Below are 24812 nucleotides of genomic sequence, written 5' to 3'. Positions count from 1 at the left end.
GCGTGTGCGGCGCGGGCGCTATTCCCGCGCCATGTTTCGAGGGGGTCCATGCGCGAGCACGTCGGCGAGTGGCCGCAAGCCGAGGAGAACCGCGTGAGCGGGCCGAAAGTGCTGCTCGTCGTCGGCGGCGGAATCGCGGCCTACAAGTCGTGCGAGCTCGTCCGCCTGATCCGCAAGGGCGGTGGCGACGTCACCTGCGTGCTGACCGATGGCGGCAGCCAGTTCGTCACCCCGATGGCGCTCGCGGCCCTTTCGGAGAACAAGGTCTACACCAGCCTCTTCGACCTGAAGAACGAGGTCGAGATGGGGCACATCCAGCTGTCGCGGCAGGCCGACCTGGTGGTCGTCTGCCCGGCGACCGCCGACCTGCTCGCCAAGATGGCGGCGGGGATCGCCGACGACCTGGCCACCACGCTGATCCTCGCCACCGACAAGCCGGTGCTGGCGGTTCCGGCGATGAACGTGAAGATGTGGCTCCACGACGCCACCCGCCGCAACGTCGCGTGGCTGCGCGAGGCGGGCGTCGAGGTCATGGAACCCGACGAGGGCCCGATGGCCTGCGGCGAATTCGGCCCCGGGCGCCTGCCCGAGCCGGAGATCGTGTGGGCCGAAATCGCCGCGCGCTTCGGCATCGCCGCCGATTGCGAGCCGCAGCCCGACCTGCTCGAAGCGCTCGAGCCGGAGGACGAGGTCGAGGCGGAGGCGCGGGGCGGCAACGCGCTCGGCAGCTTGCTGTCCTCGCTCATCCCGCGCAAGACGCCGCGGCGCGAGCCGGTGGACGACGCCGAACGCGCGGGTGAAGAAGCCTTCGCCAACGACGATTCCGCCGAGGAACCGCACATCGAGGAACTGCCTCCCGAGGAAGAGATCGGTCCCGACGTCGTGCCCGATCTTGCCGCGCCGATCATGGCGAAGAAGGGCAAGGCCAAGGCCGCCCCGCCGACCGACGTCGAGGCGCTCAACCACACCGTCGTGACCGGCGCGGGCGACCAGCTTCCCGAGGTTCTCGGCCAGCCGGCGGTGCAGGCCGCCGCCGATCCGCTGGAAGGCCAGCCGGCGTTCGACATCGATCCCGATCACCGCCCGCTTTATGGGCGCCACGTCCTGGTGACCGCCGGGCCGACGCACGAACCGATCGATCCGGTGCGCTACATCGCCAACCGCTCCAGCGGAAAGCAGGGCTTTGCCATCGCCGCCGCCGCCGCCGCGCTGGGCGCGCGCGTCACGCTGGTCGCGGGACCGGTCAACCTGCCGACGCCGCTCGGGGTTGACCGGATCGACGTGATCTCGGCGCGCGAGATGGCCGACGCGGTCAAGAAGGCGCTGCCGGCCGATGCTGCCGTCATGGTCGCCGCGGTGGCCGACTGGCGCAGCAAGGAATATGCGGTCGAGAAGATGAAGAAGCGTGGCTCGGCCCCCCCGGCGCTGCTGTTGACCGAGAACCCCGACATTCTCGCGCAGGTCGCCGCGGGCAAGCAGCGGCCCAAGCTGCTGGTCGGTTTTGCCGCCGAGACCGAGGACGTGATCGAGAACGCCAAGACCAAGCGCAAGCGCAAGGCGGCCGACTGGATCGTCGCCAACGACGTGACCGCGGTCGATGGCAAGGGAGTCATGGGCGGTGACGCCAACGCGGTGCACATCGTCACCGGAGACGGGGTCGAGGACCTGCCCGAAATGCCCAAGAACGACGTCGCCCTCGCGCTCGCCGAGCGCATGGCGAAGGCGCTCGACACGATCGATCCGCGCGATGCGTGATCCGGTCACGGTCGCGGTAAAGCGGCTGCCGCAGGGCGAGGGTCTCCCGCTCCCGAAGTACGCGACAGACGGCGCGGCGGGCATGGACGTGGTTTCCGCCGAAGAGGTCACGATCCCGCCGGGCGGGCGGCACGCGGTCGCCACCGGCCTCGCGCTGGCGATCCCCGGCGGTTTCGAAATCCAGGTGCGGCCGCGTTCGGGCCTCGCACTGAAGCACGGGATTACCGTGCCGAACACGCCGGGCACGATCGATTCGGATTATCGCGGCGAACTCAAGGTCATCCTGATCAACCACGGCAGCGAGCCGTTCGCGATCGCCCGCGGCGACCGCGTGGCGCAACTCGTGCTCGCGCCGGTGGTGCAGGCCGCGTGGCAGGAGGTCGATTCGCTCGAGGAGACCGCGCGCGGTTCGGGCGGCTTCGGCTCGACCGGGGGCCACGCCCGCCTGAATCCCGAAGGCTAGACATGGCGCTGATCTTCTACGCCGAAGACGACCCCGAGATGGGCGAACTGGTCCAGGCGACCCTGCTCGGTGCGGGCCACGCGGTGGGGGTGCTCGAGGACGGACAGGACGCGCTGCGCGCGCTGCGGCGCCGCAAGCCCGCCCTCGCAATCGTCGACATGGGACTGCCGCAGATGAGCGGGGCCGAACTGATCAAGATCATCCGCCGGGACGAGGAGCTATACGACCTGCCGATCCTCGTGCTGACCGCGCGACGCTCGGACGAGGACGAGGCGATCGCCCGCCAGGCGGGTGCCAACGGCTACCTGCGCAAGCCGTTCGACCCGACCCGGCTCGTCGGGATGGTCGACCAGATCCTCGACTGGGCGGCCAACCGCCGTCCGCCGCCCCGGCCGCCGCGGCACGGGGTGTGATCGAACTAGGCCCTGAGCGTTTCCAGCCGCTGGAGATAGCGGGCGACGGTATCGATCTCGAGGTTGACCTCGCTGCCCTGCGCCAGTTCGCCGAGCGTCGTCACCTCGGCGGTATGGGGGATGATGTTGAGCCCGAAGTGGACCGAGCCATCGGGATAGTCGCGCACCGAGTTGACCGTCAGCGACACCCCGTCGACCGTGATCGACCCCTTGGTCGCGATGAACGGGGCGAGGGCTTTCGGGGCGGCGATCGTCACCCGCATCGAATCGCCTTCGGGTTCCCAGTCGGCCACGGTGCCGACCGCGTCGACATGGCCAGAGACGATGTGGCCGCCAAGCTCGTCGCCGACGCGCAGCGAGGGTTCGAGGTTGATCTTCGCCCCGGCGGTCCACATGCCCGCCGCGGTGCGGCTGACGGTTTCGGCCGAAACGTCGACCGCAAACCACGCGTCGCCCGGCGTGCCGCCGCGCTCGACCACCGTCAGGCACACGCCCGAACACGCGATCGAGGCGCCGATGGCGATCCGTGCCGGGTCCCACGGGCACGCGATCCGCACGCGCAGGTCGCCGCGCTGCTCGACGCTTTCGATGGTGCCGACGGCGGTGACGATACCGGTGAACATGATCTGCTACGTTTCCCCTTGCCGGGTGCGGCGATAGGCGGCGAAGCGGTCGCTGCCAAGCCGTGCCTCCTCGACCAGGGTCCAGCGGCCGTGCGCCAGCGCCAGCGCCTCCAACCCGATCCCGCCGACTGCGCGCAGCCCGTCGCCGATCACGATCGGGGCACGGTAGATCTCGAGCCGGTCGACGAGGTCGGCGGCAAGGAAGCTGGCGCCGGTTTCCGCACCGCCCTCTACGTACAGGTACTGCACGTCGTCGAGGCGGGCGATAGCGCCGGGTGAATTGATCACCTTCACCCCGTCGGGGGCGACGCCGCGGCTGAGCAGCACGCGCTTCGGACTGCGCTCTCCGAGACCGGGCACGCGGACGTCGAGCCGGGGCTTGTCGGCGCGCCAGGTCTCGCCGCCGACGAGGATCGCGTCGGCCCGCGCGCGGCTGGCGTGGACGTGCGCCCGCGCCGCCTCGCCGGTGATCCAGCGGCTCTCGCCGTTCGCCAGCGCGACGCAGCCGTCGAGCGACATCGCCAGCTTCAGCGTCACGTGCGGTCGCCCGAACCGGGCCCGCGTCAGGTAACCCGCGAGGCTGTCTTCCACCGCCGGGAGCGGCACCAGCGACACCGCGATACCCGCCGCGCGCAGCCGCGCGATCCCCTCTCCGGCCGTGCGTGGGTCGGGGTCCTCGCAGCCGATGACGACCCGCGCCGGCGCGGCGTCCGCGAGCAGGTCGGCGCACGCCGGTCCGCGCTGCGAAAGGTGCGCGCAAGGTTCGAGCGTCACGTAGACATCCGCCCCCCGCGCTCGGTCGCCCGCTTGCTCAAGCGCGGCGGCCTCGGCGTGGGGGCGGCCGCCTTCGCGGGTCCAGCCGCGTCCGACGACGCGACCCTCCCGAACGATCAGGCAGCCGACCGCGGGATTGGGGCGCGACAGCGGGCGCCCGCGCGCGGCGAGGCGCGCGGCAGCCGCCAGCCAGTCGGCGTCACTGCGGGGGGCGGGCAACCGCGCGTTCCCGGTCGTCGGCCCGACCCGCGGCGCGTTCCGCCGCCTCCTGCTGCGCGATCCGCCGTTCCATCGCATCGACGTCGAGGCCCGACGCACGGCCGAGCGCGCGATAGGCGTCCCTCGCTTCTTCCTCGCGCCGCGCCTGTTCCGCCCGCAAACGGTCCTGCCGGGCCTGGTTGACGCGGTTCGAGGCCGCGATCTCGTCGTCGCTGCGGCCGGCTTCGAAGGTCGAGATATAGGTCACTTCGGGCGGTGGCGGCGGGATGCGCCAGCGTTCCTTCACGAACTGCCAGAAGATGAAGGCCGGCACGATCGAGGCAAGCAGCAGGATGCCGAGGCGGATCTTGACGCGTTCCGCGATCATCGCGGCGAGCGCGCCCCCGCCGACCAGCGCAAGCGCGCCGCCGGCGATCCAGTTGAGGCTGACCGCGCGATCGGTGAGCAGGAAGAGGAGCGATCCCGTGAGCAGGGTCGAACCGGCCAGGATCGGCCAGCGGTAGGGATTGGGCCGTTTGAACTCGGTCCAGAAGTCGGCGATGCCGGGACCGGGGTTGAGGCGCTGGATGATCCGCATCGGCCCCAGATAGGGCGCGATCGGCCGCCGCGCTAGTCAGCTGCCTAGCCGAATGCGGCGTAGAGCGTGCGCCCGTGCGCCTTGATCCACGCGTCGGCCTCCGCGACGTCACCGTCGAACAGGCGGTCGAGCGCGGCGTGGAATGCCGGGCTGTGGTCGAAGTGCAGGCAATGCGCGATCTCGTGTGCGACGACCGAGCGGCGCACGGCGTCGGGCGCCTGGACCAGCCGCCAGTTGATCCGCACGATCCCGCTCGTCGAGCACGAGCCCCAGCGCCGCTGCGCGCGGCTGAGCCGCAGGGCAGGGGCGGGGATGCCCGCGCGCGCCGAGAAAAATGCCACGTCCGACTCCATCAGCCGCGCGGCCTCGCGTTCGAGCCACCGCTGGAGGCGCGGGGCGAGGTTCGCCGCGGGGCCGCCGACGACGATCCGGTCGTCCTCGAGGCCGGGCGTGCGGCGACCGCGCTCGCGCCAGTCGATCGCCAGTTCGCGCCCGCGATAAAGCACGCTTCCGCCCGGCTCCGGCGCGCGGCGTTGGGGCACCTTGCCAAGCTGTTCGGCGAGCCAGCCGGTCCGGGCGTGCACGAAGGCCAGCGCCTCGCGGCTCGCGCACCACCCGGGCAGGGTGACCCGCACCTCGCTGCCGTCGGGTGCGAGCCGCAGCGTCAGGCGGCGCGCGCGGGCGTTGCGGCGGATCGCGACCGGCACCGTCCGGCCGGCGATCTCGACTTCGGGCGCCAGGGCCGCTTGCCGCAACCAGTCGATCATGCGGCGGCCTCCCCGTCGTCGAGCCACTCGACGATGTGGTGCTCGAGCGGGCCGGCGTCGGTTTCGCTGACCACCCGGCCGGCGACACCGGGCCCGCGCCGGTGGACCGCCGACGGATCGCCGCAGATCAGGTGATGCCATTCGGCGAGCGGCTTGCCCGCCGCGCGCAGGCGATAGGCGCAGCTATCGGGCAGCCAGGAAACCCGGTCGACCAGCCGCGGGGTCAGCCGCAGGCAATCGGGGACGAACGCCTTGCGGTGGCGGTAATCGCTGCACCGCGCGGATCGCGGGTCGAGCAGCTTGCAGCATACGTTGGTGTGGGCGATCTCGCCGGTCTCGTCGTCTTCCAGCTTGTGCAGGCAGCAGCGACCGCAGCCGTCGCAGAGCGCCTCCCACTCGTCGCGCGCCAGCTCGGCGAGGGGAAGTTCCCAGAAACGGTCCCTCACTTCACCGGACCCATTTTGCAAGCTCGGCGGCAACCGCGTCCGCGCCCTGGTCGGTCGGCAGCGTGGCCAGCGGCTCGCCTGCCGGGCCGAACAGGTACGTGACGGTCGAATGGTCGACGAGATAGGCGCCCGCGCCTTCGTCCTTTCCTTTCGAGAAATAGACCTTGAACGCCTTTGCCGCCGCCGCGACCTGCTCGGGCGTCCCGGTCAACCCGACGATGTCCTTGCCGAACGCGGAGGCGAATTCCCCGACCACCTGCGGCGTGTCGCGCGCGGGATCGACGCTGATGAAGATCTGCTGGACCTTGGCGGCGTCTTTGGGGTGCTCCTTGGCGAATGCACGGAGGCCCTGCGCGGTGCGCTGGACATCGGTCGGGCACACGTCGGGGCAGTAGGTGTAGCCGAAATAGACCACCGCGTAGCGGCCGCGGAAATCGGACCATTGGCGCGCCTGCCCGGTCTGGTCCACCAGGGTGAAGTCGCCGCCGATGGCGGCGCCCGCCAGCGGCGGTTCCTCGACCGGTGCCGGCTGGCAGGCGGCAAGCGCGAGTGCCGCCGGCGCGACCAGGGTCAGAATCCGGGGGGCGGGAATGAGGGGGGAACGGGGCATGGCGCGGCGGTTCATGGTCTGCTAACCGGCGGGCGGCAAGGGCATCTCATGCCCACGAAGATAGGGTTGCGACGGAGACAGGGAAGATGCGATCGGGGGTTATCCGCAAGGCAGGTCTGGTGCTGGCGGCGTTCGCCTGCGCGCTGGCGGCACCCGCGGCGGCGCAGTTTTCCGATTCCTACAACTTCCTCAAGGCGGTCAAGGAACGCGACGGCAACGAGGCGACGAAGTTCCTCAACCAGCCTGGCACCACGATCGTCAACACGCGCGACCTTTCGAACGGCGAGACCGCCCTGCACATCGTGATCCAGCGGCGCGACGATCTCTGGGCGCGTTTCCTGCTCGAGCGCGGGGCCAACCCCAACATCGCCGACCGCAGCGGCGTGACCCCGCTGGCGCTTGCCGCCAGTCTCGGCTTCGTCGAGGGGGTCGACCGGCTGCTCAAGGCCGGCGCGCGGATCGACGTCAGCAATGCTGCGGGCGAAACGCCGCTGATATCGGCGGTGCACCGGCGCGACTTCGCGATCGTGCGGCTGCTTCTCAAGAACGGTGCCGATCCCGACAGGACGGACAATTCGGGCCGGTCGGCGCGCGACTATGCCACCCTTATGGGGGCGGCGGGCGGCGTGCTGCAGGAAATCGAGCGGGCCGAGGCCGAGCGCAAGGAAGCGGGCGCGGACCAGGGCACGTACGGACCCGGCCTCTGATCGTGACCATCCCCGCCGCCGACCTGACGCTCGACGAACTCCGCCTCGCGCTTGCGCCGGCGCTGGCCGATGCGGCAGTATTCGACGGGTGGAGCGACGCGGCGCTGGCGTCGGCGAGCGAGGCGGAAGGCGTCGATCCCGACGTCTCGCGGCTCGCCTTTCCCGGCGGGGCGATGGACATGATCGCGGCGTGGATCGCGAGCATCGACGTGGCGATGTTCGCCGCGCTGCCGCCCGAGACGCTGGCCCCGATGAAGATCCGCGAACGCATCCGCAGCATCGTCGAGGCCAGGCTCGGCGCGATCGCGGGGCGCGAGGAGGCGCTGCGGCGCGCGCTGGCGATCATGGCGATGCCGCAGAACCTCGTGCGCGCCGGCAAGCTCGGGTGGGCGAGCGCCGACGCGATGTGGCGGCTCGCCGGCGATACCGCGACCGACTACAACCACTATACCAAGCGCGCGATCCTGGCCTCGATCTACGCGGCGACGCTCGCCGTGTTCGTCGACGACGAGAGCGAGGGGAAGGCGGAGACGCGCGCGTTTCTCGATCGGCGGATCGACGGCGTGATGCGTTTCGAGAAGGCCAAGGCGCAGTTCCTGCGACCCGACGCGGAACGCTTCAGCCTGACCCGCTTCCTTGGCCGGCTGCGCTACCCGGCGCGTTGAACCAATATTGATAATCAGTTGCAAAAAGCCGTCGTGTCCCTAAGGGAAGGCGCGATGACTCTCGAAGGTCTCGAACGCGGCAGGCGCGCCCGGATCGTGGCGGTCGACTGGGACCGGCTGGCCCCGGAAGACGCCGCCCGTCTGCGCGCGCTCGGCCTCGATGCCGGCGCGCGGGTGGCTGTCGCGCATCGCGGCGTGGCGTGGGGCCGCGATCCGATCGCGGTGATGATCGGACGGATGACCGTTGCCGTTCGCCGAAGCCACGCTGCCGCAATGGAGATCGAACCGCTGTGATCGGCGCACGCGCATGAGCGGCCTGCGGAACGCCGCGCTAGTCGGCAATCCCAATGCCGGCAAGAGCGCGCTGTTCAACGCGCTCACCGGCGCGCGGCAGAAGATCGCCAACTATCCGGGCGTCACGGTCGAACGGAAGGCGGGCCGGCTGGTGCTGCCGAGTGGCGAACCGGTCGAACTGATCGACCTGCCGGGCGCCTATTCGTTCGAGCCGTCGAGCCCCGACGAGGAAGTGACCCGCAAGGTCGTCCACGGCGAGTTCGCCGGCGAGGCTACGCCCGAGGTGCTGATCGTCGTCCTCGACGCCGCGAACCTCGAACAGCACCTTGTTTTCGCACAGGAAGTCATCGCGCTGGGGCGGCCCACGGTCGTCGCGCTCAACATGATCGACATGGCGGAGCGCGACGGACTGGTGCTCGACCCCAATGCGCTCGAACAGGCGCTCGGCGTGCCTGTCGTCCCCACCGTCGCCGTCCGCCGTCGCGGCCTGACCGAACTGGTTGCCGCGATCCAGCGCGCCGAGGCGCGGGCCGAAGGCGAGGGCGACGACCATCCGCAGCCGCACCTGACCCTGCCCGAACGCCGGCTCGCGGCGGCCAACATCGCCAAGGGCGCGATCCTCTCGGAAACCGCGCAGCACCGCCTTCATGCAGGGCTCGACAAGGTGCTGCTGCACCCGTGGCTGGGGCTGCCGATCCTGTTCGCGCTGCTGTTCGTGGTGTTCCAGGCGGTGTTCGCCTGGGCGACGCCGTTTGCCGACGGGCTCGAGGCGCTCGTCGCGCTCGTTTCGGAACAGGTTTCCGCCCTGCTGCCCGCCGGGTTCGTGCGCGACCTGATCACCGAAGGCGTCCTCGCCGGGGTCGGCTCGGTGGTGGTGTTCCTGCCGCAGATCGTCATCCTGTTCGCCTTCATCCTCGCGATGGAGGCGAGCGGCTACATGGCGCGCGCCGCCTACCTGATGGACCGCATGATGCAGGGGGTCGGGCTGTCCGGCCGCAGCTTCATCCCGCTGCTGTCGAGCGTCGCCTGCGCGATTCCCGGCATCATGGCGACCCGCAGCATCGCGGACCCGCGCGACCGGCTGACGACGATCCTGATCGCGCCGCTGATGACCTGCAGCGCACGCCTGCCGGTCTATGCCGTGATAATCGCGGCGTTCATTCCGCAGGCCACCGTAGGGCCGGGTATCGGCCTTCAGGGCCTCGTCCTGTTCGGCCTCTACGTCGCCGGGATCGTCGGCGCGATGGTCGCCGCGCTGGTCCTGCGCCGCACGGTCACGAAGGGCGCCGCCAGCGGGTTCATCATGGAACTGCCGCGCTACCAGTTGCCGCGCCTCAAGGACCTGCTGATCGGGCTCTGGCAGCGCGCCTGGGTGTTCCTGCGCCGCGCGGGCACGATCATCTTCACCGTGACCATCGTGCTCTGGCTGCTGCTGTCGTTTCCCAAGGCGGCGCCAGGTGAGAGCCAGGTCGACGCCTCCTTCGCGGGCCAGCTCAGCCAGGGCCTCGCGGTGGTCGTGCAGCCGATCGGCTTCAACCGCGAGATCGCGCTCGCCCTGATCCCGGCGATGGCCGCGCGCGAGGTCGCCGTGGCGAGCCTCGCGACGACTTACGCGGTCGACGCACCCGACGAAGAGGCCGCCGCGGCGGGGCTCGCCAGCCAGCTCTCCGCGCGCTGGAGCCTGCCGACCGCGCTCGCGTTCCTCGCCTGGTTCGTGTTCGCGCCGCAGTGCCTCTCGACCATCGCGGTGACGCGGCGCGAGACCAACGGGTGGAAATGGCCGGCCTTCATGCTCGCCTACCTCTTCTCGCTCGCCTATATTTTCGCGGGGCTGACCTACTGGACGGCGGTCGCGCTCGGGCTCTGATCGGGCGCGGGGCATAATTCGAACCCGCCCGGTTGAGGCCGGCACGGCAGCCGCCTATCTCTCTCGCAGAATCACTCATCGGGGCGCCCGGCGCCCCCGATCCAGCGAAGGGATGCAGGAAATATGGCGGGCAGCCTCAACAAGGTCATGCTGATCGGCAATCTCGGGGCGGACCCCGAAGTGCGCAGCTTCCAGAACGGCGGCAAGGTCTGCAACCTGCGCATCGCCACGAGCGAAACCTGGAAGGACCGCCAGACCGGCGAGCGCAAGGAGAAGACCGAGTGGCACACCGTGGCCATCTTTTCCGAGGGGCTTGTCGGCGTCGCCGAAAACTACCTGCGCAAGGGCAGCAAGGTCTATGTCGAGGGCAAGCTGCAGACCCGCAAGTGGCAGGACCAGTCGGGTAATGACCGCTACTCGACCGAAGTCGTGCTCCAGGGACCGGGCGCGGTCATGACGATGCTCGACGGTGCACCGGGCGGCGGCGGCCAGCGCGGCGGCGGTGGCGGCGGCGACTGGAACCGCGGCGGTTCATCGGGCGGCGGCGGCGCGCAGGGCGGCGGCTTCGGCGGCGGCTCGTCGAGCGGCGGCAGCTCGAACTACGACGACCTCGACGACGACATTCCCTTCTGAGGGCGGTCGCTCCGGTCAGTCCTTCCTGAGTGCTGCGAGCGCCTCGGCCAGCGGGCCCCTGGGCGCGGCATCGTCGGTGATCCCGGCCTCGCGGCGCGCGGCGTCCGCGCTCGGCCCTTCCGCGTAGGGATCGATCGCGAGGCCGAGGCTCTGCGCGACCGCTTCCCCGGCGTCGAAGGCCTCGCCCTCGTACTCGATCTCGTCGGGGCCGCCCGAGTCCAGTTCGACCTCCTCGTCTGCGCCTGCATCCAGCGAGCCTTCGGGCACGAACCGCAGGTCCAGCGGTTCGTCGATCCGCACGGGGAAGTCCTCGCCCGACACCGCGCAGGTCTGGACGAGATCGGCCGTGAGCCGTCCCTTGGCGGCGACAATCGCGCCATCGGGAACAAACGCCAGTTCCGCGACGAGCGACCGTACCGCCGGTATGCCGAACCGCTCGGCGAGCGCCGCGCGCTCCGTCTCGTCGGCGACGAGCGTGAGCCGCTCCGGAGGTTGGGGGCGCACCTTGACGATGCGCGAGAATTCGGGGCCCGCGGGGCCGGGAGCACTCATGCGGCGAGGTCGCCTGCGAGGAGCTGATCGTCCGGCAATGCGGCAAGCCGATCCGACAATGCGCGCAGCCGGCGCGCCACCCGTGCCGGGTCGCCCCCTTCGCGGAAGCTGACGTTGCGCCCGACCGCCGTTTCGAGCGCCGCCTGGTCGCCCGCGAGTCCCGCGCGATAGGCGCCGAGCCGCCCGCCCATCGCTCCGACCAGCTTGCCGACGTGCTTGCCGACGACAACGTCGCCGACGCCGAATTCGCGCAGCTGCCCGTCCATGTCGTGCACGAACAGCTCGGTCAGGAGCACCGTCTCGTCCGTCATCGTACCGGCGTCCTCCATCCGGACCAGCACGACGGCGAGCACCGCGCTGACCATGTCGAAGCGGCCAGCGACGGTGTCGGCGACCCCGTCGTCCGCGTACCATGCAGGCCGCCGCGCCTCGGCGACGATCGCGTGCCACAGCGGGCGCAGCGACTCGCGCGGGTCGGGCTTGGGAGTGAACAGGCGTTGCAGAAGGCTCATGCCGGCCCATGTCGCGTGCATTCAGCGGCAATTCAAGCGCCCACGCACAAGCCACGGGCCGCGTGCGATTGCCAGCGCGCGTGTGCTTGCCTAAGGCGCACCACGGATACGAAACGAAAAGGCTTTATCGATGACGGCTTACCGAGGCTTCGGCCGGTTCCTTGGCGCGGGACTCCTGGCGGCAGCGACGCTGGCGGCGGGCGGCTGCTCCTCGATCAGGGAAAGCCGCGGCTTCATCGTCGACCCGACGCTGACCAACTCCATCGCCGCGGGGGTCGACAACAAGCAGTCGGTCCAGGCCGCGCTCGGCCACCCCAGCTTCGAAAGCCAGTTCGGCGATCCGACCTGGTATTACGTGTCGAGCGTCAACCAGCGCAGGCCGTTCGTCCGTCCGCGCATCGGCACCCATGCGGTGCTGGCGGTCCATTTCGATTCCGCCGGCAACGTGTCGTCGGTCGAACGCTCGGGCATCGACAAGGTCGTGTACCTCACGCCCGATGGCGACAAGACGCCGACCCTCGGCCGCGAGCGCGGTTTCTTCGAGGACCTGTTCGGCAACATCGGCGCGGTCGGCGCGCCTGGTGCCCAGGGTCCCGCAGGTCCCTGACGCTTGATCCTCCACTGCCGTCCCCCATATCGCGCGGCATGGACGAGAGACATTCCCCGCACGGGCTGACGCCCTGGCACGGCACCACCATCATCGGCGTCAGGCGCGGCGACCGGACAGTCGTCGCGGGCGACGGCCAGGTATCGATGGGCAACACGGTGATGAAGCCCAATGCACGCAAGGTGCGCCGCATCGGCAAAGACGGCGCGGTGGTTGCCGGGTTCGCCGGCGCGACCGCCGATGCCTTCACCCTGTTCGAGCGGCTGGAAAAGAAGCTCGAACAGTATTCGGGCCAGTTGATGCGGGCCGCGGTCGAACTCGCCAAGGACTGGCGGACCGACAAGTACCTGCGCAACCTCGAGGCGCTGATGATCGTCGCCGACAAGAACGCGTTGCTGGTGCTTACCGGCAACGGCGACGTGCTCGAACCCGAAGGCGGGATCGCGGCGATCGGATCCGGCGGCAACTACGCGCTCGCTGCCGCACGGGCGCTGTCCGATTACGAAACCGACCCGGAAAAGATCGCCCGCCGCGCAATGGCGGTCGCCGCCGAGGTCTGCGTCTTCACCAACGACCAGGTCACCCTGGAAACCGTCTGAGACCCATGGAAAAACTGACCCCTAAAGCCATCGTCGCGGCGCTCGACGAGCACATCGTCGGCCAGAAGGAAGCGAAGCGCGCGGTGGCCGTCGCACTGCGCAATCGCTGGCGCCGCCAGCAGCTCGGCCCCGAGCTGCGCGACGAGGTGACTCCCAAGAACATCCTGATGATCGGCCCTACCGGCTGCGGCAAGACAGAGATCAGCCGCCGGCTGGCGAAGCTCGCCGAGGCCCCGTTCGTGAAGGTCGAGGCGACCAAGTTCACCGAGGTCGGCTACGTCGGCCGCGACGTCGAGCAGATCGCCCGCGACCTCGTCGAGGAGGCGATCCGGCTCGAGAAGGACCGCCGGCGCGAGGCGGTGCGCGAGGCGGCGAGCAAGGCCGCGATGGACCGGCTGCTCAAGGCGCTCGTCGGCGAGAACGCGAGCGAGGCGACCCGCGAGGCGTTTCGCCAGCGGATCGTCGACAATTCCATGAACGACACCGAGGTCGAGATCGAGGTCGAGGAAGCGCCCGCGGTGCCGTTCGACCTGGGCGGCATGGGCGGCAACGTCGGCATGATCAACCTGTCCGACATGATGTCGAAGGCGATGGGCAAGACCCCGCTCAAGCGCCGCAAGCTCAAGGTCCCCGACGCGTGGGACAAGCTTGTCGAGGAAGAAGCCGACAAGCGCATGGACCAGGACGACGTCGCCCGGGTCGCGCTCGAGAACGCGGAGACGAACGGGATCGTCTTCCTCGACGAGATCGACAAGATCGCGGTTTCCGACGTACGCGGCGGATCGGTCAGCCGCGAGGGCGTACAGCGCGACCTCCTGCCGCTGATCGAGGGGACCACCGTCAGCACCAAGTACGGGCCGATGAAGACCGACCACGTGCTGTTCATCGGCAGCGGCGCGTTCCACCTCGCCAAGCCCAGCGACATGCTGCCCGAACTCCAGGGCCGCCTGCCGATCCGGGTCGAGCTGCGCGCGCTGAGCGAGGAAGATTTCGTGCGCATCCTCTCGGAAACCCGGGCCAATCTCGTCACGCAGTACAAGGCGCTGCTCGGCACCGAGAAGGTCACCGTCGAGATGACCGAGGAAGCGATCGCGGAGATCGCGAAGATCGCCGCGCAGGTGAACGAAAGCGTCGAGAACATCGGCGCCCGCCGGTTGCAGACCGTGATGGAAAAGCTGCTCGAGGAACTCAGCTTCGAGGCCGAGGACCACCAGGGCGAGACCGTGACGATCGACGCCGCCTACGTGCGCGATCGGTTGTCCGACCTTGCTGGCGACAGCGATCTTTCGAAATACATCCTCTAGGCGGGCGCCTTCGCCGCCAGGATCGCCGGTTCGGCCTCTTCCGCCTCGCGGGCGAGGATGCGGCGGAACCATCCGTGGGTGACGAGCAGGATCGCCGCGCCGGCGAAGCAGAGCCCGGCATTGACCAGCCAGAAATCACGCGGCGAAACCGTTTCGTACAGCGCTCCCATCCGTCCGCTGACGAGGCTTCCGGCCGAAATCGCCAGCGAATTGAAGCCGAGCATCGTTCCGCGCCAGGTGTCGGGAGAGCGGGTGGCGAAGAGCGCGACCATCGTCGGGTGGAACCAGACGAAGCCCAGGTTCGATACGACGTGGAAGGCGACCGGCAGCAGGATCGAGGCGCGCCCGTTGCCCTCCGCGGCCACCGGCGCCGTCGACAGCAGGAACGTCGCGACCCCGAAAGTCACAAGGCCCACGATCATCCTGCGGAAATTGCCGACCGGCCGTTCGCGCGCCGCCATGCTCGCCCATAGCCATAGCGACAGCGGGATGATCACCGCCGGTGCCAGCCCGTCGAGCGATTGCAGCCACGGCACGGGAACGTCGAACCCGCCGACGGTCATGTCGATGTTGTCGCGTACCCAGACGTTGTAGACGTTCCACACCTGGGTCTGCGCGGTCCAGAACAGGATGCAGACGGGCAGCAGCAGGAACAGCCCGGCGACCCGCTGGCGCTGGCGGGGCGTGAGCGCCCGGCGCGACGCTCGCGATGCCGCGCGCGCCCGGCGGTCGCCATCGGGCGGGAGGTGGCGCGAGCCGGCCAGATAGACGACGAGGCCGATCACCATTCCCACCCCGGCGACGCCGAAGCCGGCGTGCCAGCCGTAAAGTGCCGCCACGCCCCCGGTAACGATCGGCGCGATGAACACCCCGATCAGGATCGCCATCGAATAGTATTGGAAGGCATCGGTTTCGCGCGGATCCCCGTCCGCGTAGAGTGACTTGATCTGCGGGGCGAGCACCCAGAGACCCTTCGGCTGGCCGAAGAGTTCGCCTTGAGGGACCGTTTCGAGATTCGCAGACCGGCTTGCCATGGCGCGCCATCCCTCCCCCCGCGCGCCCGAACTGCGGTGATGCCTCAGCCGGGCCGGCTCCACAAGCCCGGCCGCGCGCCCCGTCCGAAAGGGGCGATTTTGCGCCGCCTCGGGCGAAGCGGTTGAAACCGGCTGGAAAAAGCGGCTAGGCTCCGCGTTTGTGAGAGGGTCCGGGGAGGTCGCCATCATGTACCGTTCGTTTCTTGCTGGCGGGGCGGCGTTTACCGCGCTCGTCAGCGTCATGCCCGCGCTCGCGGCGGATCCCGCGCCGCCCGCGCCCGCCGCGGTCTCCGCGCCGAAGATCGCGTTTACCGAGTGGACGCTCGCCAACGGTCTGCGCGTGATCGCTTTGCCCGATCCGACGACGGCCTCGGTCACCACGTCAGTCTGGTACGAGGTCGGCTCGAAGCACGACCCCGAGGGCCGCAGCGGATTTGCCCACCTGTTCGAGCATATTCTCAGCCGCAAGACCGAGAACATGCCGTACAACATGATCAATCGGCTGACCGAGGATGTCGGCGGCCAGCGCAACGCCTCGACCGGCGACGATCGCACCAACTACTACGAGACGGTCCCGGCCGAATACCTCGAGACGATGCTGTGGACCCACGCCGAGCGCATGGCCCGCCCGGTGGTCGACGACGAGGTGTTCGAAAAGGAGCGGTCGATCGTCAAGGAGGAGCTGCGCCAGCGGATCCTGGCGCCGCCATACGGCCGCATCCGCCTGGTCATCGCGGAAAACGCCTACGACGTACTGCCCAACCGGCGGCCGGGCATCGGCAGCCTCGAGCAGCTCGATTCCGCCACGCTGGCCGATGCGCGGGCGTTTCACCAGGCCTACTACGGACCGGATACCGCGACACTGATCGTCGCAGGCAATGTCGACATCGCGCGCCTCAGAGCACTCGTCGACCGGTACTTTGCGTCCATTCCGCGCCGCGCGGCGCCGATCCCGCTGGAGATCGCCGCGAGGGAGCCGCAGCGCACCAGCCCCCGGTCGATCGTCGCCACCGCGCCGAACGTCCCGCTGCCGGTTACCGGCCTCTTGTGGAAGGTGCCCCCCGTCGACCATCCCGACATGGCTGCGCTCGAAGTGTTCGATGCGGTCATGTCCTCGGGGGACAACAGCCGGCTCTACGAGGCGCTGGTCCGCACGGGCAAGGCCGTGAGCGTCAGCGAGGCGCTCGGGACGAACGAGGACGGCGGGTATCTTGCCGCTTTCGCGATTCTCAACCCGGCTGCCGACAAGGCGGAGGTGGCCGAGATCCTGGCGAACCAGATCGCAGCGGTCCGGGATGCGCCCGTGACGGAGGCCGAACTTGCCGAGGCGAAGAACACCCTGTTCGCCAGTGCGCTGCGGCGGCGCGAGACAGTGCGCGGACGGGCGTTCGAGCTGGGCGAGGCACTGGTATCGACCGGCGACCCGCGCGCTGCGGACCTCCGGCTCGAGCAGATCGGCAGGGTGACCGCGGCCGACGTCCAGCGCGTCGCGCAGACCTGGCTCAGGCCCGAGGCGGCGGTCGCCTGGCGCTACGAGGCGGGAGAGGACAACCCGGCAAGCTATGCCAACCCGGTCCCGATGCCGACCTTCGCCAGCGTCCCCCCGGCGACGGGCGAGCCGGCACAACTCAAGGATGAGGCAACGCGCCAGGCCCCGCCGCCGCCTGGCGCAAAGCCGCCGGTCGAAATGGCCAGGCTGGTCGAGGACAGGCTCGCGAACGGCATCCCGCTCGTCTCCGCGCAGACCGGCGACGTGCCGATCGCGACGATCACGCTGGTGCTGCCCGGCGGCAGCGCGACCGATCCCGCTGGCAAGGCCGGGCTGGCCGCGCTTGCCGCGGCGGTCGCCGACAAGGGCACCCCGACACGCAGCGCGAAGCAGATCGCCGAGGAACTCGAGAGCCTCGGCGCCTCGCTCGGCGCGGGTACTGCCGACGACGGCAATTTCGTGAGCCTGACCGCGCCCACCGCAAACCTCGCCGCGGCCGGCAAGGTGCTTGCGGACGTCGTACGCAACGCGAGCTTCCCCGCCGGGGAGGTCGAGCTCGAGCGCAAGCGGACGATCGACAGCCTCGCGGTGGCGATGAAGGACCCCGGCTCGCTCGCGGGCATGGTGGCGACCCGTCTGCTTTACGGCGACGCCCCCTATGGCGGTATCGCGACGGTCGCGTCGCTGCCCGCGATCACGCCCGACGATCTCGTCGCCTGGCGCAAGGCACACTGGCACCCCGCCAGCGCCAAGATCGTGGTCAGCGGGGGGATCTCGCCGGCGCAGGCAAAGTCGGTCACCGACGGGCTGTTCGGCGACTGGACGAGCGACGCGCCGGCGCCCGTCCCCGTCGCCAACCCCGCCGGCGCAGACCAGCCCGTCCGGACGGTCGTCATCGACATGCCCGAGGCGGGCCAGGCGGCGGTGCTCGTCGGCACCCGGGTGATTTCGCGCGGAAGCGACCGCTACTGGCCGCTGCAGATCGCCAACGCCGTGCTCGGTTCGGGGTCGAATGGCCGCCTGTTCGAGGAAGTGCGCACGAAACGCGGCCTCAGCTACGGCGCCTACAGCGGGTTCGGCGCGACCGCCGATACCGCGGTCCTGACCGCGAGCGCCCAGACCAAGAACGAGACCGCCGACGAGGTGGTCGAGGTCATGCTCGACCAGTTCGACCGGATCGGCAACGACCCGCTCGACGCGGACACGGTCGAGAAGCGGCGCCTGTACATCGGCGGCAGCGTGCAGCGATCGCTCGAGACGAGCGCCGGGTTCAACGGGATCGTCGCCAACCTCATGCTGCAGGGAATCGCGCCGACCGAATCGGGCATGATCGCCCAGCGCCTGGCGGCGGTGACGCCCGAGGCCGCGCAGGCGGTGGCCAAGGCGCTGCTGCCGGCGGACAAGGCGACGGTCGTGGTGGTCGGAAACGCCGCCACATTCCTCGACGACCTCAGGAAGATCCGGCCGAACGTGACGGTGATCGAGGCCAAGGACCTCGATCTCGACAGCCCGACGCTCGCCGCCGCCGGGGGCTAGCGCGCGCGGAGGCGGGGCGCCCGGCGGCGCCTCGCCTCAGGCGTGGGGGGCGAGCCCGATCTCGACGCCGGTCTTGTCGGTCAGCGCGAAGCGGTCGACGAGGTCGGCGCTCGCCTCGTTCAGCCCGACGACCTGCACGCTGCGCCCGTTGCGGCGCATCCGCTCGACCACCTTGTCGAGCACGCCGACTCCCGAGATGTCCCAGAAATGCGCGCGGGTGACGTCGATCACCACGTGGTCGGCCGGGTCGGGCCGCAGGCTCTCGCGCCCGAAAGCCTGCGAGAACCGGTCGACCGAGGCGAAGAAGATCTGCCCGCGTACGTGGTAGGTCGCCGTCTCGCCCTCGCGCACCCGCTCGACGCCGAACATCGTGCGCACCTTGCCGGTGAAGAAGATCCCCGACAGCAGCACGCCGGTGAGCACGCCGATCGACAGGTCGTGGGTGCCCACGACAGTGGCGACCGTCGCCAGCATGACGACCGACGACTGCCACGGGTGGCGCCGCAGGTTCGGGATCGAGTTCCAGCTGAAGGTGCCGATAGAGACCATGATCATCACCGCGACCAGCGCCGGCATCGGAATCTTGCCGAGCAAGGTTCCGGCCAGCGTCAACGCGGCGAGCAGCACCGCGCCAGCGGTGAAGGTCGACAGCCGCCCGCGTCCGCCCGAGGTGATGTTGATAACCGACTGGCCGATCATCGCGCAGCCGCCCATGCCGCCGAACAGCGCGGCCACCACGTTGGCGCCGCCCTGGCCGGCGCATTCGCGCCGCTTGTCGCTGTCGGTGTGGGTCATGTCGTCGACGATCTGCGCCGTGAGCAGCGATTCGAGCAGGCCCACCGCCGCCATCGCGAGCGAGAAGGGCGCGATGATCCGCAGCGTCTCGAGCGTCAGCGGCACGTCGGGCAGGGCGAAGAACGGCAACCCGCTGGGCAGTTCGCCCATGTCGCCGACGGTATGGACGGGCGCCCCGGTCCACAACGATATCGCCGTCAGCACCACGATCGCGACGAGCGGGGAAGGCACCGCGGTCGTCAGCCGGGGCAGCAGGTAGATGATCGCAAGGCCGGCGGCGACCATGGCATAGGTCTGCCAGCTCACGTCCGTCAGCTGCGGCAACTGCGCCATGAAGATCAGGATCGCCAGCGCATTGACGAAGCCGGTGATCACCGATCGGCTGACGAACTGCATCAGCAGGTCGAGCCGCAGCAGCGCGGCGATTCCTTGGAACACGCCCATCAGGATCGTCGCCGCGAACAGGTACTCGACCCCGTGCTCGCGCACGAGCGGTCCCACAAGAACAGCGACCGCGGCAGTCGCCGCGGAAATCATGCCCGGCCGCCCGCCGGTGAAGGCGATGACCATCGCGATCGCAACCGAGGCATAGAGCCCGACGCGCGGATCGACGCCGGCGATCAGCGAGAAGCCGATCGCCTCGGGGACGAGAGCGAGCGCGACGACGATCCCGGCTAGGATGTCGGCGCGCGGATTGGCGAACCAGTCGCGCCGCAGCGCTGCTGTGAAGGTCATGCGATGTCCAGAAAGCTGCCCGAAGGCACGGGAGAGGGGGGCGCAGTTGCACGATTGTGCAGTGCAGCGCAACCGGACTGGCTATTCGGCCGCTTCGTCCAGCGCCTCGTTCTCGGTCTGCTGGCGCGCCCACATGTCGGCGTAGAGCCCGCCCTTGCGAAGCAGTTCGCCGTGCCGCCCGCTCTCGGCGAGGCGCCCGGCCTCGAGCACGAGGATGCGGTCGGCGTCCGCCACGGTCGACAGGCGGTGCGCGATCGAGATCGACGTGCGGTGCTCGCTGACCGTGTGCAGCGTCGTCAGGATATCCTCCTCGGTGCGCGAATCGAGCGCGCTGGTCGCCTCGTCGAGCAGCAGGATCGGCGGGTCCTTGACCAGCGTGCGCGCGATCGCGACGCGCTGCTTCTCGCCGCCCGACAGCTTCAGTCCGCGCTCGCCGACCTCGGTGTCGAAACCTTGTGGCAGGCTCTCGACGAATGGGAGGATGGCGGCGTCCCGCGCGGCGCGCACGACGTCCTCGTGCCCCGCGCCGTCCCGGCCGTAGGCGATGTTGTAGCCGATGGTGTCGTTGAACAGCACGCTGTCCTGCGGAACGATGCCGATGGCGGCCCGCACGCTGTCCTGGGTCACCGCGCGGATGTCCTGTCCGTCGATCAGGATGCGGCCGGACCACGGGTCGTAGAAGCGGAACAGCAGCCGCGCGATCGTGCTCTTGCCCGCGCCGGAGGGGCCGACGATCGCGTAGTGGCCGCCGGCGGGCACCTCGAACGAAAGGCCGTGAAGGATCGTGCGGTCGGGCTCGTAACCGAACACGACGTCGTCGAACGTCACCACGGGCCTCGTGACGACGAGCGCGGGCGCGCCGGGCGCGTCGGCCACCTCGACCTCGGTGTCGATCAGCTTGAACATCGCGGCCATGTCGATCAGCCCCTGGCGGATCGTGCGATAGACGAATCCGAGCATGTCGAGCGGCCGGAAGAGCTGGGTCAGGTAGGTCTGCACGGCGACGAGATCGCCGACGGTCAGCCGTCCCTTGCTCCACTGCCAGACGCTGAAGCCGAGCGCGAAGAGCATCAGCAGGTTCATGATCAGCGACTGGACGATGTTGAGCACGCCCAGCGAGTTCTCCGACTTGATCGCCGCGGCCGCATAGGAGCGGGCGGCGTCGCCGTATCGTTCGCGCTCGCGCGCTTCCGCGCCGAAGAACTTCACCGTCTCGTAATTGAGCAGCGAATCGACCGCGCGGGCGAGCGCCGTGCCGTCGAGGTCGTTCATCTTCTTGCGCAGGTGGGTGCGCCACTCGGTGATCCAGCGCGTCGCGGCGATATAGCCGACCACGGTGATCGCCGTGGCAATCACCAGCGGCAGGCCGAACAGCGTGTAGAAGATGATCCCCACCGCCAGCAGCTCGACGATCGTGGGCGCGATGTTGAAGAGCAGGAAATAGAGCATCGAATCGATGCTCTTGGTGCCCCGCTCGATGGTCTTGGTGATCTCGCCGGTGCGGCGCGAAAGATGGAACCGCAGGCTGAGCTGGTGGAGGCGGGCGAAGGTATCCTCGGCCAGCACGCGGGTCGCCTCCTGGCCGACGCGCTCGAACACGATGTTGCGCACCTGGTCGAAGGTGCCGCCGAGAAAGCGCCCGGCGGTGTAGGCAATGGCGAACGACAGCGCGACCCACACCAGCGGGTCGCCACCGGCGGCCATGGTGTCGACCACCTTCTTCATCGCCAGCGGGGTCGCGAGCACGACTGCCTTGGCCAGCAGCACGAGCACCATCGCGCCGACGATCCGCGCGCGCAGGTCGGCGCGGCCGGCGGGCCAGAGATAGGGGAGGAACCGCCTGAGCGTTGCCCAGCCGTCGTAGCCGGGCGGTGGCCGAAGGGTCTGGTCAGGCGGCATCCCGCTTCATGTGGGCGGCACCGCGTTCATAGGCAAGCGGCCGATCGAAGGGCCGGCCGCTGCGGGCTAGAGCCGCTTCACGCCCCCAGTGTGTCGACCGACCGCGGCCGCCGCGCGCCGCCGGGCAGGTCGAACAGCACGGTACGCTCGGCAAAGTCGATCGCGATCCGGTCGAACATCCGCAGGTCCTCAACCCCGAGGACCATCGCGGGCCTGTCCGCGAGGCCAAGCGCGGCAAAGGCCGGCGCATCGGCATAGTTCACGTACAGTCCTTCCAGCATCATCGTCCGCGCGCCCGCGCCGCCGATCTGCAAGGTGCGCGGCACGTCCAGCCGGCCGACGATCTCCGCCCCGGTAACGTCGGTCGAGGTGACCTCCTGCAACTTGCGCGCGCGCAGCCGCCGTTGCAGCGCGAGGTTGCCGATCGAGCCCTGCGACCCGGTGTCGACGATAACGGCGGTGCGCACGCCGTCGATTTCGGCATCGGTAATGATCAGTCGGCCCTTCTTGTTGCGGGCCCGAACGATGATCTCGTAGCCGCGGTCGCCGCCGAGCGCGCGCGCATCGTCGACCGCGATGCTCTCGGCGCGAAAATCGATCACGACCCGCAGGTCCTGGAGCGAATCGAGCCCGAGGATGCCGTCCGCACCCATGTGCTCGGCCTCGAGCACCGGCACTTCGAGGTTGTCGAACATCCGCGAGGCGAGCTCGAGCCCGTCGAGCCGGACCAGTTCGACCTCTTTCGATCCGGCCATGCCGATGACCGTTGCGGTGCCGAGCGTGGGCAGCTGGAGCCGGGCTCCCAGGCGCCGGCTGACCGCCGTCGTCTGCGAGCCGGTATCGACCATGAAGCGATAGGGGCCACCGCCTTCGATCGTGACGGGCACGGTCATGCGGCGGTAGCGGTCGGCCTCGGCGTCGACGATGTCGCCCAGCGGCTCTGCAAACGCGGCGGCGTCGGCCAGGGTGTAGCCCGGCTCGTCCGCCTGTGGCGGGCCGGCGGCGGCCAGCGCGAGCGCGGCGAGTGCGGCAATGGCCGGCGTGGGGGCCATGACAGGTTCCTCTCGCGCCGACGATACCACCATTGTGCGCGCCGCGCCAACGCGGCCCGCTGGCCGCCGCTAGACCGGGGCGAGTTCGCGGCGGGTGACGAAGGCGACGATCTCGCCCAGCATCTGGCGCGCGAACAGCATCAGCGCGGCGAGGTAGGCGGCCGCGCCGGACGAGGCGAGAACCGCCAGCGTCAGCGGTGGGGGAAGCGGGGGAAGCGCCGCGCGCAGTGCCATGACCACCGCCGCCATGATCGCGGTAGCCAGCACCGCGGGAGCGAGCGCGGCCCCGAGCGCACGCCAGCGCACGCCGATCTGCGGCAGTGTCAGCGACCAGGTGAACAGGAGCAGCGCGGGCGCCCCGATCCACCACGCCGCGACGAGGCCCCATGGGCCGGCTTCGACCCCGATGAGGAACAGGAGCGGAAAGAGCACTGCGCCGGCGCCGTTGGTTGCCATGTACGTCCTCGGCCGGCCCATCCCGTTGGTCGCCGGGCTGCACACGATCTGAAGCGCGAAGGCCGGCATCGCCAGCGCGAGCCCGCCCGCAAGCGGGGCCATCGCGGCCCACTTGTCCCCGAACAGCGTCTCGATCGCCGGTCCCGCGACGAGCGCGAGGCCGATGTAAGCCGGCATGACCACCAGCGCGACCATTCGCTGGATCCGCAGGAACAAGGGGCCGAGCGGCCGACGGGTCTTGTAGAGCTCGGCATAGGCGGGAAACGCGACTTCGTTGATCGGGGGCAGGAATCGCCCCGTTATGATCAGGGTGAGGAACAGCGCCTCGGAATAGAGCCCGAGTTCGTGCGCGGCGAAGCTGCGCCCGGCTATCACGATGTCGGCCTGGCTCTGGACGATCCACAGGAACTGGCAGATCGTCAGCGCCCCCCCGAACGTGAACAGGTCGCCCGCGCCGCGAAAGTCGAAAACCGGCCGCACCAGCATTCGCGCGGCAAGGGTCATCCCGATCGCGCGGGTGGCGAACATCGCCACCGGCGCATAGACCAGTGCCCAGACGCCAAAGCCGCGCCACGCCAGTACCAGCGCGGTCGCCGCGCCGACGAGCGCGCACGCGAGATTGACGATGCCCTGGCTGCGGAACTCGATTCGCCGGGCCAGAAGTTCCTGCTGGAGCGCCGCGAACGGGATGGTCAGGAAGATCAGCGCCTGGACCCTGAGCATCTCGGCCACGAGCGGTTCGCCATAATAGGCGGCGGCGAGCGGAGCGAGGAGGAACTGGGTGGCCGCCAGCCCGCCGTTGAGCAGCAGCAGCATTCCGAACACCTGCCCGATCCGGCGTTCGTCGAGGCGGTCCGCCTGGATGAGCGAGGTGGCGAAGCTCTGTCCGTTGAGAAACGCGAGCGCGGTCACCACGGCCTGAGTCATGGCATAAAGCCCGTAATCGGCCGGGGCGAGCAGGCGGACAACCAGGATCGTCGAGGTCCAGGTGATGACCTGGGCTAGGACCTGCGTCCCCCAGCGCCACGCGAGCGCGCTCCGCAGACGACTCGCCAGCCGCGATTCGTCGTGCGTAGACGCGGGAAAGGACGGCATACCGGTCATCGTGACCCGCGCGTTTACCCTCCAAAGGTGAAGATTTGCCGAGATGAAGCGGGATTCGACCTGTGCACGCGGGACGGCCGGCCACGGTCAGCGAGCTTGATTCGCGCTGAAGCACCCCCATATGGGCCTCGGCGGGACATTTTATCGTTGATTTTGAAGCTATTGACGCTGCCGCGAAATAAAATTGCAAAAAGGCGTTGACCGAATCCGCGACCAAGCCTAGATGGCCCTCACCGACGCGGTGCTGACGGTTCTCGGACTGCCTCACTCGCTTCGGTCGCCAACATAATCGGATAGCCGGTCCCCCGGTGTAAATCGGGGATAC

Annotated in this window: 25 protein-coding genes; 12 read left to right on the top strand and 13 right to left on the bottom strand. The window is 69.6% G+C overall.

The genetic code is table 11. The features are described 5' to 3' along the window. Nucleotides 1–48: 48 nt before the first annotated feature. The 3 genes from N0B51_RS00330 to N0B51_RS00320 are packed head-to-tail and all read left to right on the top strand — an operon-like array spanning nt 49 to nt 2631. Nucleotides 49–1755, top strand: a complete 1707-nt coding sequence (locus N0B51_RS00330; RefSeq protein WP_259960185.1) for a bifunctional phosphopantothenoylcysteine decarboxylase/phosphopantothenate synthase — start codon at nt 49–51, stop codon at nt 1753–1755. Beyond that, on the top strand, nt 1748–2218 hold the full coding sequence (gene dut / locus N0B51_RS00325) for a dUTP diphosphatase (RefSeq protein WP_259960184.1): 471 nt from the start codon (nt 1748–1750) through the stop codon (nt 2216–2218). Before N0B51_RS00330 ends, dut begins: the two co-directional genes overlap by 8 nt. 2 nt (nt 2219–2220) lie before the next feature. Then, entirely contained in the window at nt 2221–2631 is a 411-nt protein-coding gene (locus N0B51_RS00320) for a response regulator (protein ID WP_259960182.1), read from the top strand. 5 nt (nt 2632–2636) lie between these two features. On the opposite strand, the gene N0B51_RS00315 is transcribed toward N0B51_RS00320, so the two are convergent. The 6 genes from N0B51_RS00315 to N0B51_RS00290 are packed head-to-tail and all read right to left on the bottom strand — an operon-like array spanning nt 2637 to nt 6662. After that, a complete protein-coding gene (locus N0B51_RS00315) occupies nt 2637–3254 on the bottom strand; it encodes a riboflavin synthase (RefSeq protein ID WP_259960181.1) in 618 nt (205 codons plus the stop codon). A 6-nt stretch (nt 3255–3260) separates the two neighbouring features. Then, a complete protein-coding gene (gene ribD, locus N0B51_RS00310) occupies nt 3261–4247 on the bottom strand; it encodes a bifunctional diaminohydroxyphosphoribosylaminopyrimidine deaminase/5-amino-6-(5-phosphoribosylamino)uracil reductase RibD (RefSeq protein WP_259960180.1) in 987 nt (328 codons plus the stop codon). Continuing rightward, the gene (locus N0B51_RS00305) at nt 4228–4824 is read right to left on the bottom strand and encodes a hypothetical protein (RefSeq protein WP_259960179.1); all 597 of its coding nucleotides are present in this window, start codon (nt 4822–4824) and stop codon (nt 4228–4230) included. Before N0B51_RS00305 ends, ribD begins: the two co-directional genes overlap by 20 nt. A gap of 44 nt (nt 4825–4868) precedes the next feature. Further along, nucleotides 4869–5591, bottom strand: coding sequence for a M48 family metallopeptidase (locus N0B51_RS00300; RefSeq protein ID WP_259960178.1), 723 nt, complete (start codon nt 5589–5591; stop codon nt 4869–4871). After that, complete coding sequence (locus N0B51_RS00295) at nt 5588–6037, bottom strand: YcgN family cysteine cluster protein (RefSeq protein ID WP_259960177.1); 450 nt, start codon at nt 6035–6037, stop codon at nt 5588–5590. Before N0B51_RS00295 ends, N0B51_RS00300 begins: the two co-directional genes overlap by 4 nt. 1 nt (nt 6038) lies before the next feature. After that, nucleotides 6039–6662: an SCO family protein gene (locus tag N0B51_RS00290; protein ID WP_259960176.1), complete on the bottom strand. Its 624-nt coding sequence runs from the start codon at nt 6660–6662 to the stop codon at nt 6039–6041. A gap of 71 nt (nt 6663–6733) precedes the next feature. Here N0B51_RS00290 and N0B51_RS00285 point away from each other — a divergent pair, with 71 nt between their 5' ends. From N0B51_RS00285 to ssb, 5 genes are all read left to right on the top strand, one after another. Beyond that, complete coding sequence (locus tag N0B51_RS00285) at nt 6734–7354, top strand: ankyrin repeat domain-containing protein (RefSeq protein ID WP_259960175.1); 621 nt, start codon at nt 6734–6736, stop codon at nt 7352–7354. A 2-nt stretch (nt 7355–7356) separates the two neighbouring features. After that, nucleotides 7357–8019, top strand: coding sequence for a COQ9 family protein (locus N0B51_RS00280; RefSeq protein ID WP_259960174.1), 663 nt, complete (start codon nt 7357–7359; stop codon nt 8017–8019). A 54-nt stretch (nt 8020–8073) separates the two neighbouring features. Beyond that, entirely contained in the window at nt 8074–8313 is a 240-nt protein-coding gene (locus tag N0B51_RS00275) for a FeoA family protein (protein ID WP_259960173.1), read from the top strand. 13 nt (nt 8314–8326) lie between these two features. Beyond that, nucleotides 8327–10180: a ferrous iron transporter B gene (gene feoB / locus N0B51_RS00270; RefSeq protein WP_259960172.1), complete on the top strand. Its 1854-nt coding sequence runs from the start codon at nt 8327–8329 to the stop codon at nt 10178–10180. 123 nt (nt 10181–10303) lie between these two features. Further along, a complete protein-coding gene (gene ssb / locus N0B51_RS00265; RefSeq protein WP_259960171.1) occupies nt 10304–10813 on the top strand; it encodes a single-stranded DNA-binding protein in 510 nt (169 codons plus the stop codon). Nucleotides 10814–10828: 15 nt separating this feature from the next. Here the strand turns inward: ssb and N0B51_RS00260 are convergent, their stop codons facing one another. Further along, nucleotides 10829–11365, bottom strand: a complete 537-nt coding sequence (locus tag N0B51_RS00260; protein WP_259960170.1) for a YceD family protein — start codon at nt 11363–11365, stop codon at nt 10829–10831. Then, entirely contained in the window at nt 11362–11877 is a 516-nt protein-coding gene (locus N0B51_RS00255) for a ubiquinol-cytochrome C chaperone family protein (RefSeq protein WP_259960169.1), read from the bottom strand. The genes N0B51_RS00260 and N0B51_RS00255 overlap by 4 nt, the downstream gene beginning before the upstream one ends. 130 nt (nt 11878–12007) lie before the next feature. On the opposite strand from N0B51_RS00255, the gene N0B51_RS00250 reads away from it, so the two are divergent. From N0B51_RS00250 to hslU, 3 genes are read left to right on the top strand one after another with little or no spacing between them, the layout of a single operon-like run. Continuing rightward, nucleotides 12008–12484, top strand: a complete 477-nt coding sequence (locus N0B51_RS00250; protein WP_259960168.1) for an outer membrane protein assembly factor BamE — start codon at nt 12008–12010, stop codon at nt 12482–12484. Nucleotides 12485–12522: 38 nt separating this feature from the next. Continuing rightward, the gene (hslV, locus tag N0B51_RS00245; protein WP_311201812.1) at nt 12523–13083 is read left to right on the top strand and encodes an ATP-dependent protease subunit HslV; all 561 of its coding nucleotides are present in this window, start codon (nt 12523–12525) and stop codon (nt 13081–13083) included. Between the two features lie 5 nt (nt 13084–13088). Then, nucleotides 13089–14387: an ATP-dependent protease ATPase subunit HslU gene (gene hslU / locus N0B51_RS00240; RefSeq protein WP_259960167.1), complete on the top strand. Its 1299-nt coding sequence runs from the start codon at nt 13089–13091 to the stop codon at nt 14385–14387. Here hslU and N0B51_RS00235 read toward each other — a convergent pair. Next, a complete protein-coding gene (locus tag N0B51_RS00235) occupies nt 14384–15421 on the bottom strand; it encodes a POT-type proton-dependent oligopeptide transporter (RefSeq protein ID WP_259960166.1) in 1038 nt (345 codons plus the stop codon). The genes hslU and N0B51_RS00235 overlap by 4 nt on opposite strands. 187 nt (nt 15422–15608) lie before the next feature. Here N0B51_RS00235 and N0B51_RS00230 point away from each other — a divergent pair, with 187 nt between their 5' ends. Beyond that, nucleotides 15609–18446, top strand: a complete 2838-nt coding sequence (locus N0B51_RS00230; RefSeq protein ID WP_259960165.1) for a M16 family metallopeptidase — start codon at nt 15609–15611, stop codon at nt 18444–18446. 36 nt (nt 18447–18482) lie between these two features. Here the strand turns inward: N0B51_RS00230 and N0B51_RS00225 are convergent, their stop codons facing one another. The 4 genes from N0B51_RS00225 to N0B51_RS00210 form a co-directional block, all read right to left on the bottom strand. After that, entirely contained in the window at nt 18483–19976 is a 1494-nt protein-coding gene (locus N0B51_RS00225) for a SulP family inorganic anion transporter (protein WP_259960164.1), read from the bottom strand. An 81-nt stretch (nt 19977–20057) separates the two neighbouring features. Beyond that, the gene (locus N0B51_RS00220; RefSeq protein WP_259960163.1) at nt 20058–21875 is read right to left on the bottom strand and encodes an ABCB family ABC transporter ATP-binding protein/permease; all 1818 of its coding nucleotides are present in this window, start codon (nt 21873–21875) and stop codon (nt 20058–20060) included. 77 nt (nt 21876–21952) lie between these two features. Beyond that, on the bottom strand, nt 21953–22927 hold the full coding sequence (locus N0B51_RS00215) for a retropepsin-like aspartic protease (protein WP_259960162.1): 975 nt from the start codon (nt 22925–22927) through the stop codon (nt 21953–21955). A 69-nt stretch (nt 22928–22996) separates the two neighbouring features. After that, nucleotides 22997–24487 carry a lipopolysaccharide biosynthesis protein gene (locus tag N0B51_RS00210; RefSeq protein WP_259960161.1) on the bottom strand — a complete coding sequence of 497 codons (1491 nt, stop codon included), beginning with the start codon at nt 24485–24487 and terminating at the stop codon, nt 22997–22999. Nucleotides 24488–24812: the final 325 nt, after the last annotated feature.

Source organism: Tsuneonella litorea, from assembly GCF_025154015.1.
Classification (GTDB): Bacteria; Pseudomonadota; Alphaproteobacteria; order Sphingomonadales; family Sphingomonadaceae; genus Tsuneonella; species Tsuneonella litorea.
The sequence above is the reverse complement of the archived record's forward strand: the minus strand, read 5'-3'. Positions and strand labels throughout refer to the sequence as shown.

Bases quoted from the DNA above. Each gene is read 5' to 3' on its own strand.
- N0B51_RS00330 (WP_259960185.1), top strand. From the start codon at position 49: ATGCGCGAGCACGTCGGCGAGTGGCCGCAAGCCGAGGAGAACCGCGTG.
- feoB (WP_259960172.1), top strand. From the start codon at position 8,327: ATGAGCGGCCTGCGGAACGCCGCGCTAGTCGGCAATCCCAATGCCGGC.
- hslV (WP_311201812.1), top strand. From the start codon at position 12,523: ATGGACGAGAGACATTCCCCGCACGGGCTGACGCCCTGGCACGGCACC.
- dut (WP_259960184.1), top strand. From the start codon at position 1,748: ATGCGTGATCCGGTCACGGTCGCGGTAAAGCGGCTGCCGCAGGGCGAG.
- N0B51_RS00225 (WP_259960164.1), bottom strand. From the start codon at position 19,976: ATGACCTTCACAGCAGCGCTGCGGCGCGACTGGTTCGCCAATCCGCGC.
- N0B51_RS00255 (WP_259960169.1), bottom strand. From the start codon at position 11,877: ATGAGCCTTCTGCAACGCCTGTTCACTCCCAAGCCCGACCCGCGCGAG.
- N0B51_RS00215 (WP_259960162.1), bottom strand. From the start codon at position 22,927: ATGGCCCCCACGCCGGCCATTGCCGCACTCGCCGCGCTCGCGCTGGCC.
- N0B51_RS00285 (WP_259960175.1), top strand. From the start codon at position 6,734: ATGCGATCGGGGGTTATCCGCAAGGCAGGTCTGGTGCTGGCGGCGTTC.
- N0B51_RS00290 (WP_259960176.1), bottom strand. From the start codon at position 6,662: ATGAACCGCCGCGCCATGCCCCGTTCCCCCCTCATTCCCGCCCCCCGG.
- N0B51_RS00250 (WP_259960168.1), top strand. From the start codon at position 12,008: ATGACGGCTTACCGAGGCTTCGGCCGGTTCCTTGGCGCGGGACTCCTG.
- N0B51_RS00300 (WP_259960178.1), bottom strand. From the start codon at position 5,591: ATGATCGACTGGTTGCGGCAAGCGGCCCTGGCGCCCGAAGTCGAGATC.
- ssb (WP_259960171.1), top strand. From the start codon at position 10,304: ATGGCGGGCAGCCTCAACAAGGTCATGCTGATCGGCAATCTCGGGGCG.
- N0B51_RS00235 (WP_259960166.1), bottom strand. From the start codon at position 15,421: ATGGCAAGCCGGTCTGCGAATCTCGAAACGGTCCCTCAAGGCGAACTC.
- N0B51_RS00275 (WP_259960173.1), top strand. From the start codon at position 8,074: ATGACTCTCGAAGGTCTCGAACGCGGCAGGCGCGCCCGGATCGTGGCG.
- N0B51_RS00305 (WP_259960179.1), bottom strand. From the start codon at position 4,824: ATGCGGATCATCCAGCGCCTCAACCCCGGTCCCGGCATCGCCGACTTC.
- N0B51_RS00220 (WP_259960163.1), bottom strand. From the start codon at position 21,875: ATGCCGCCTGACCAGACCCTTCGGCCACCGCCCGGCTACGACGGCTGG.
- N0B51_RS00315 (WP_259960181.1), bottom strand. From the start codon at position 3,254: ATGTTCACCGGTATCGTCACCGCCGTCGGCACCATCGAAAGCGTCGAG.
- hslU (WP_259960167.1), top strand. From the start codon at position 13,089: ATGGAAAAACTGACCCCTAAAGCCATCGTCGCGGCGCTCGACGAGCAC.
- N0B51_RS00230 (WP_259960165.1), top strand. From the start codon at position 15,609: ATGTACCGTTCGTTTCTTGCTGGCGGGGCGGCGTTTACCGCGCTCGTC.
- N0B51_RS00210 (WP_259960161.1), bottom strand. From the start codon at position 24,487: ATGACCGGTATGCCGTCCTTTCCCGCGTCTACGCACGACGAATCGCGG.
- N0B51_RS00260 (WP_259960170.1), bottom strand. From the start codon at position 11,365: ATGAGTGCTCCCGGCCCCGCGGGCCCCGAATTCTCGCGCATCGTCAAG.
- N0B51_RS00320 (WP_259960182.1), top strand. From the start codon at position 2,221: ATGGCGCTGATCTTCTACGCCGAAGACGACCCCGAGATGGGCGAACTG.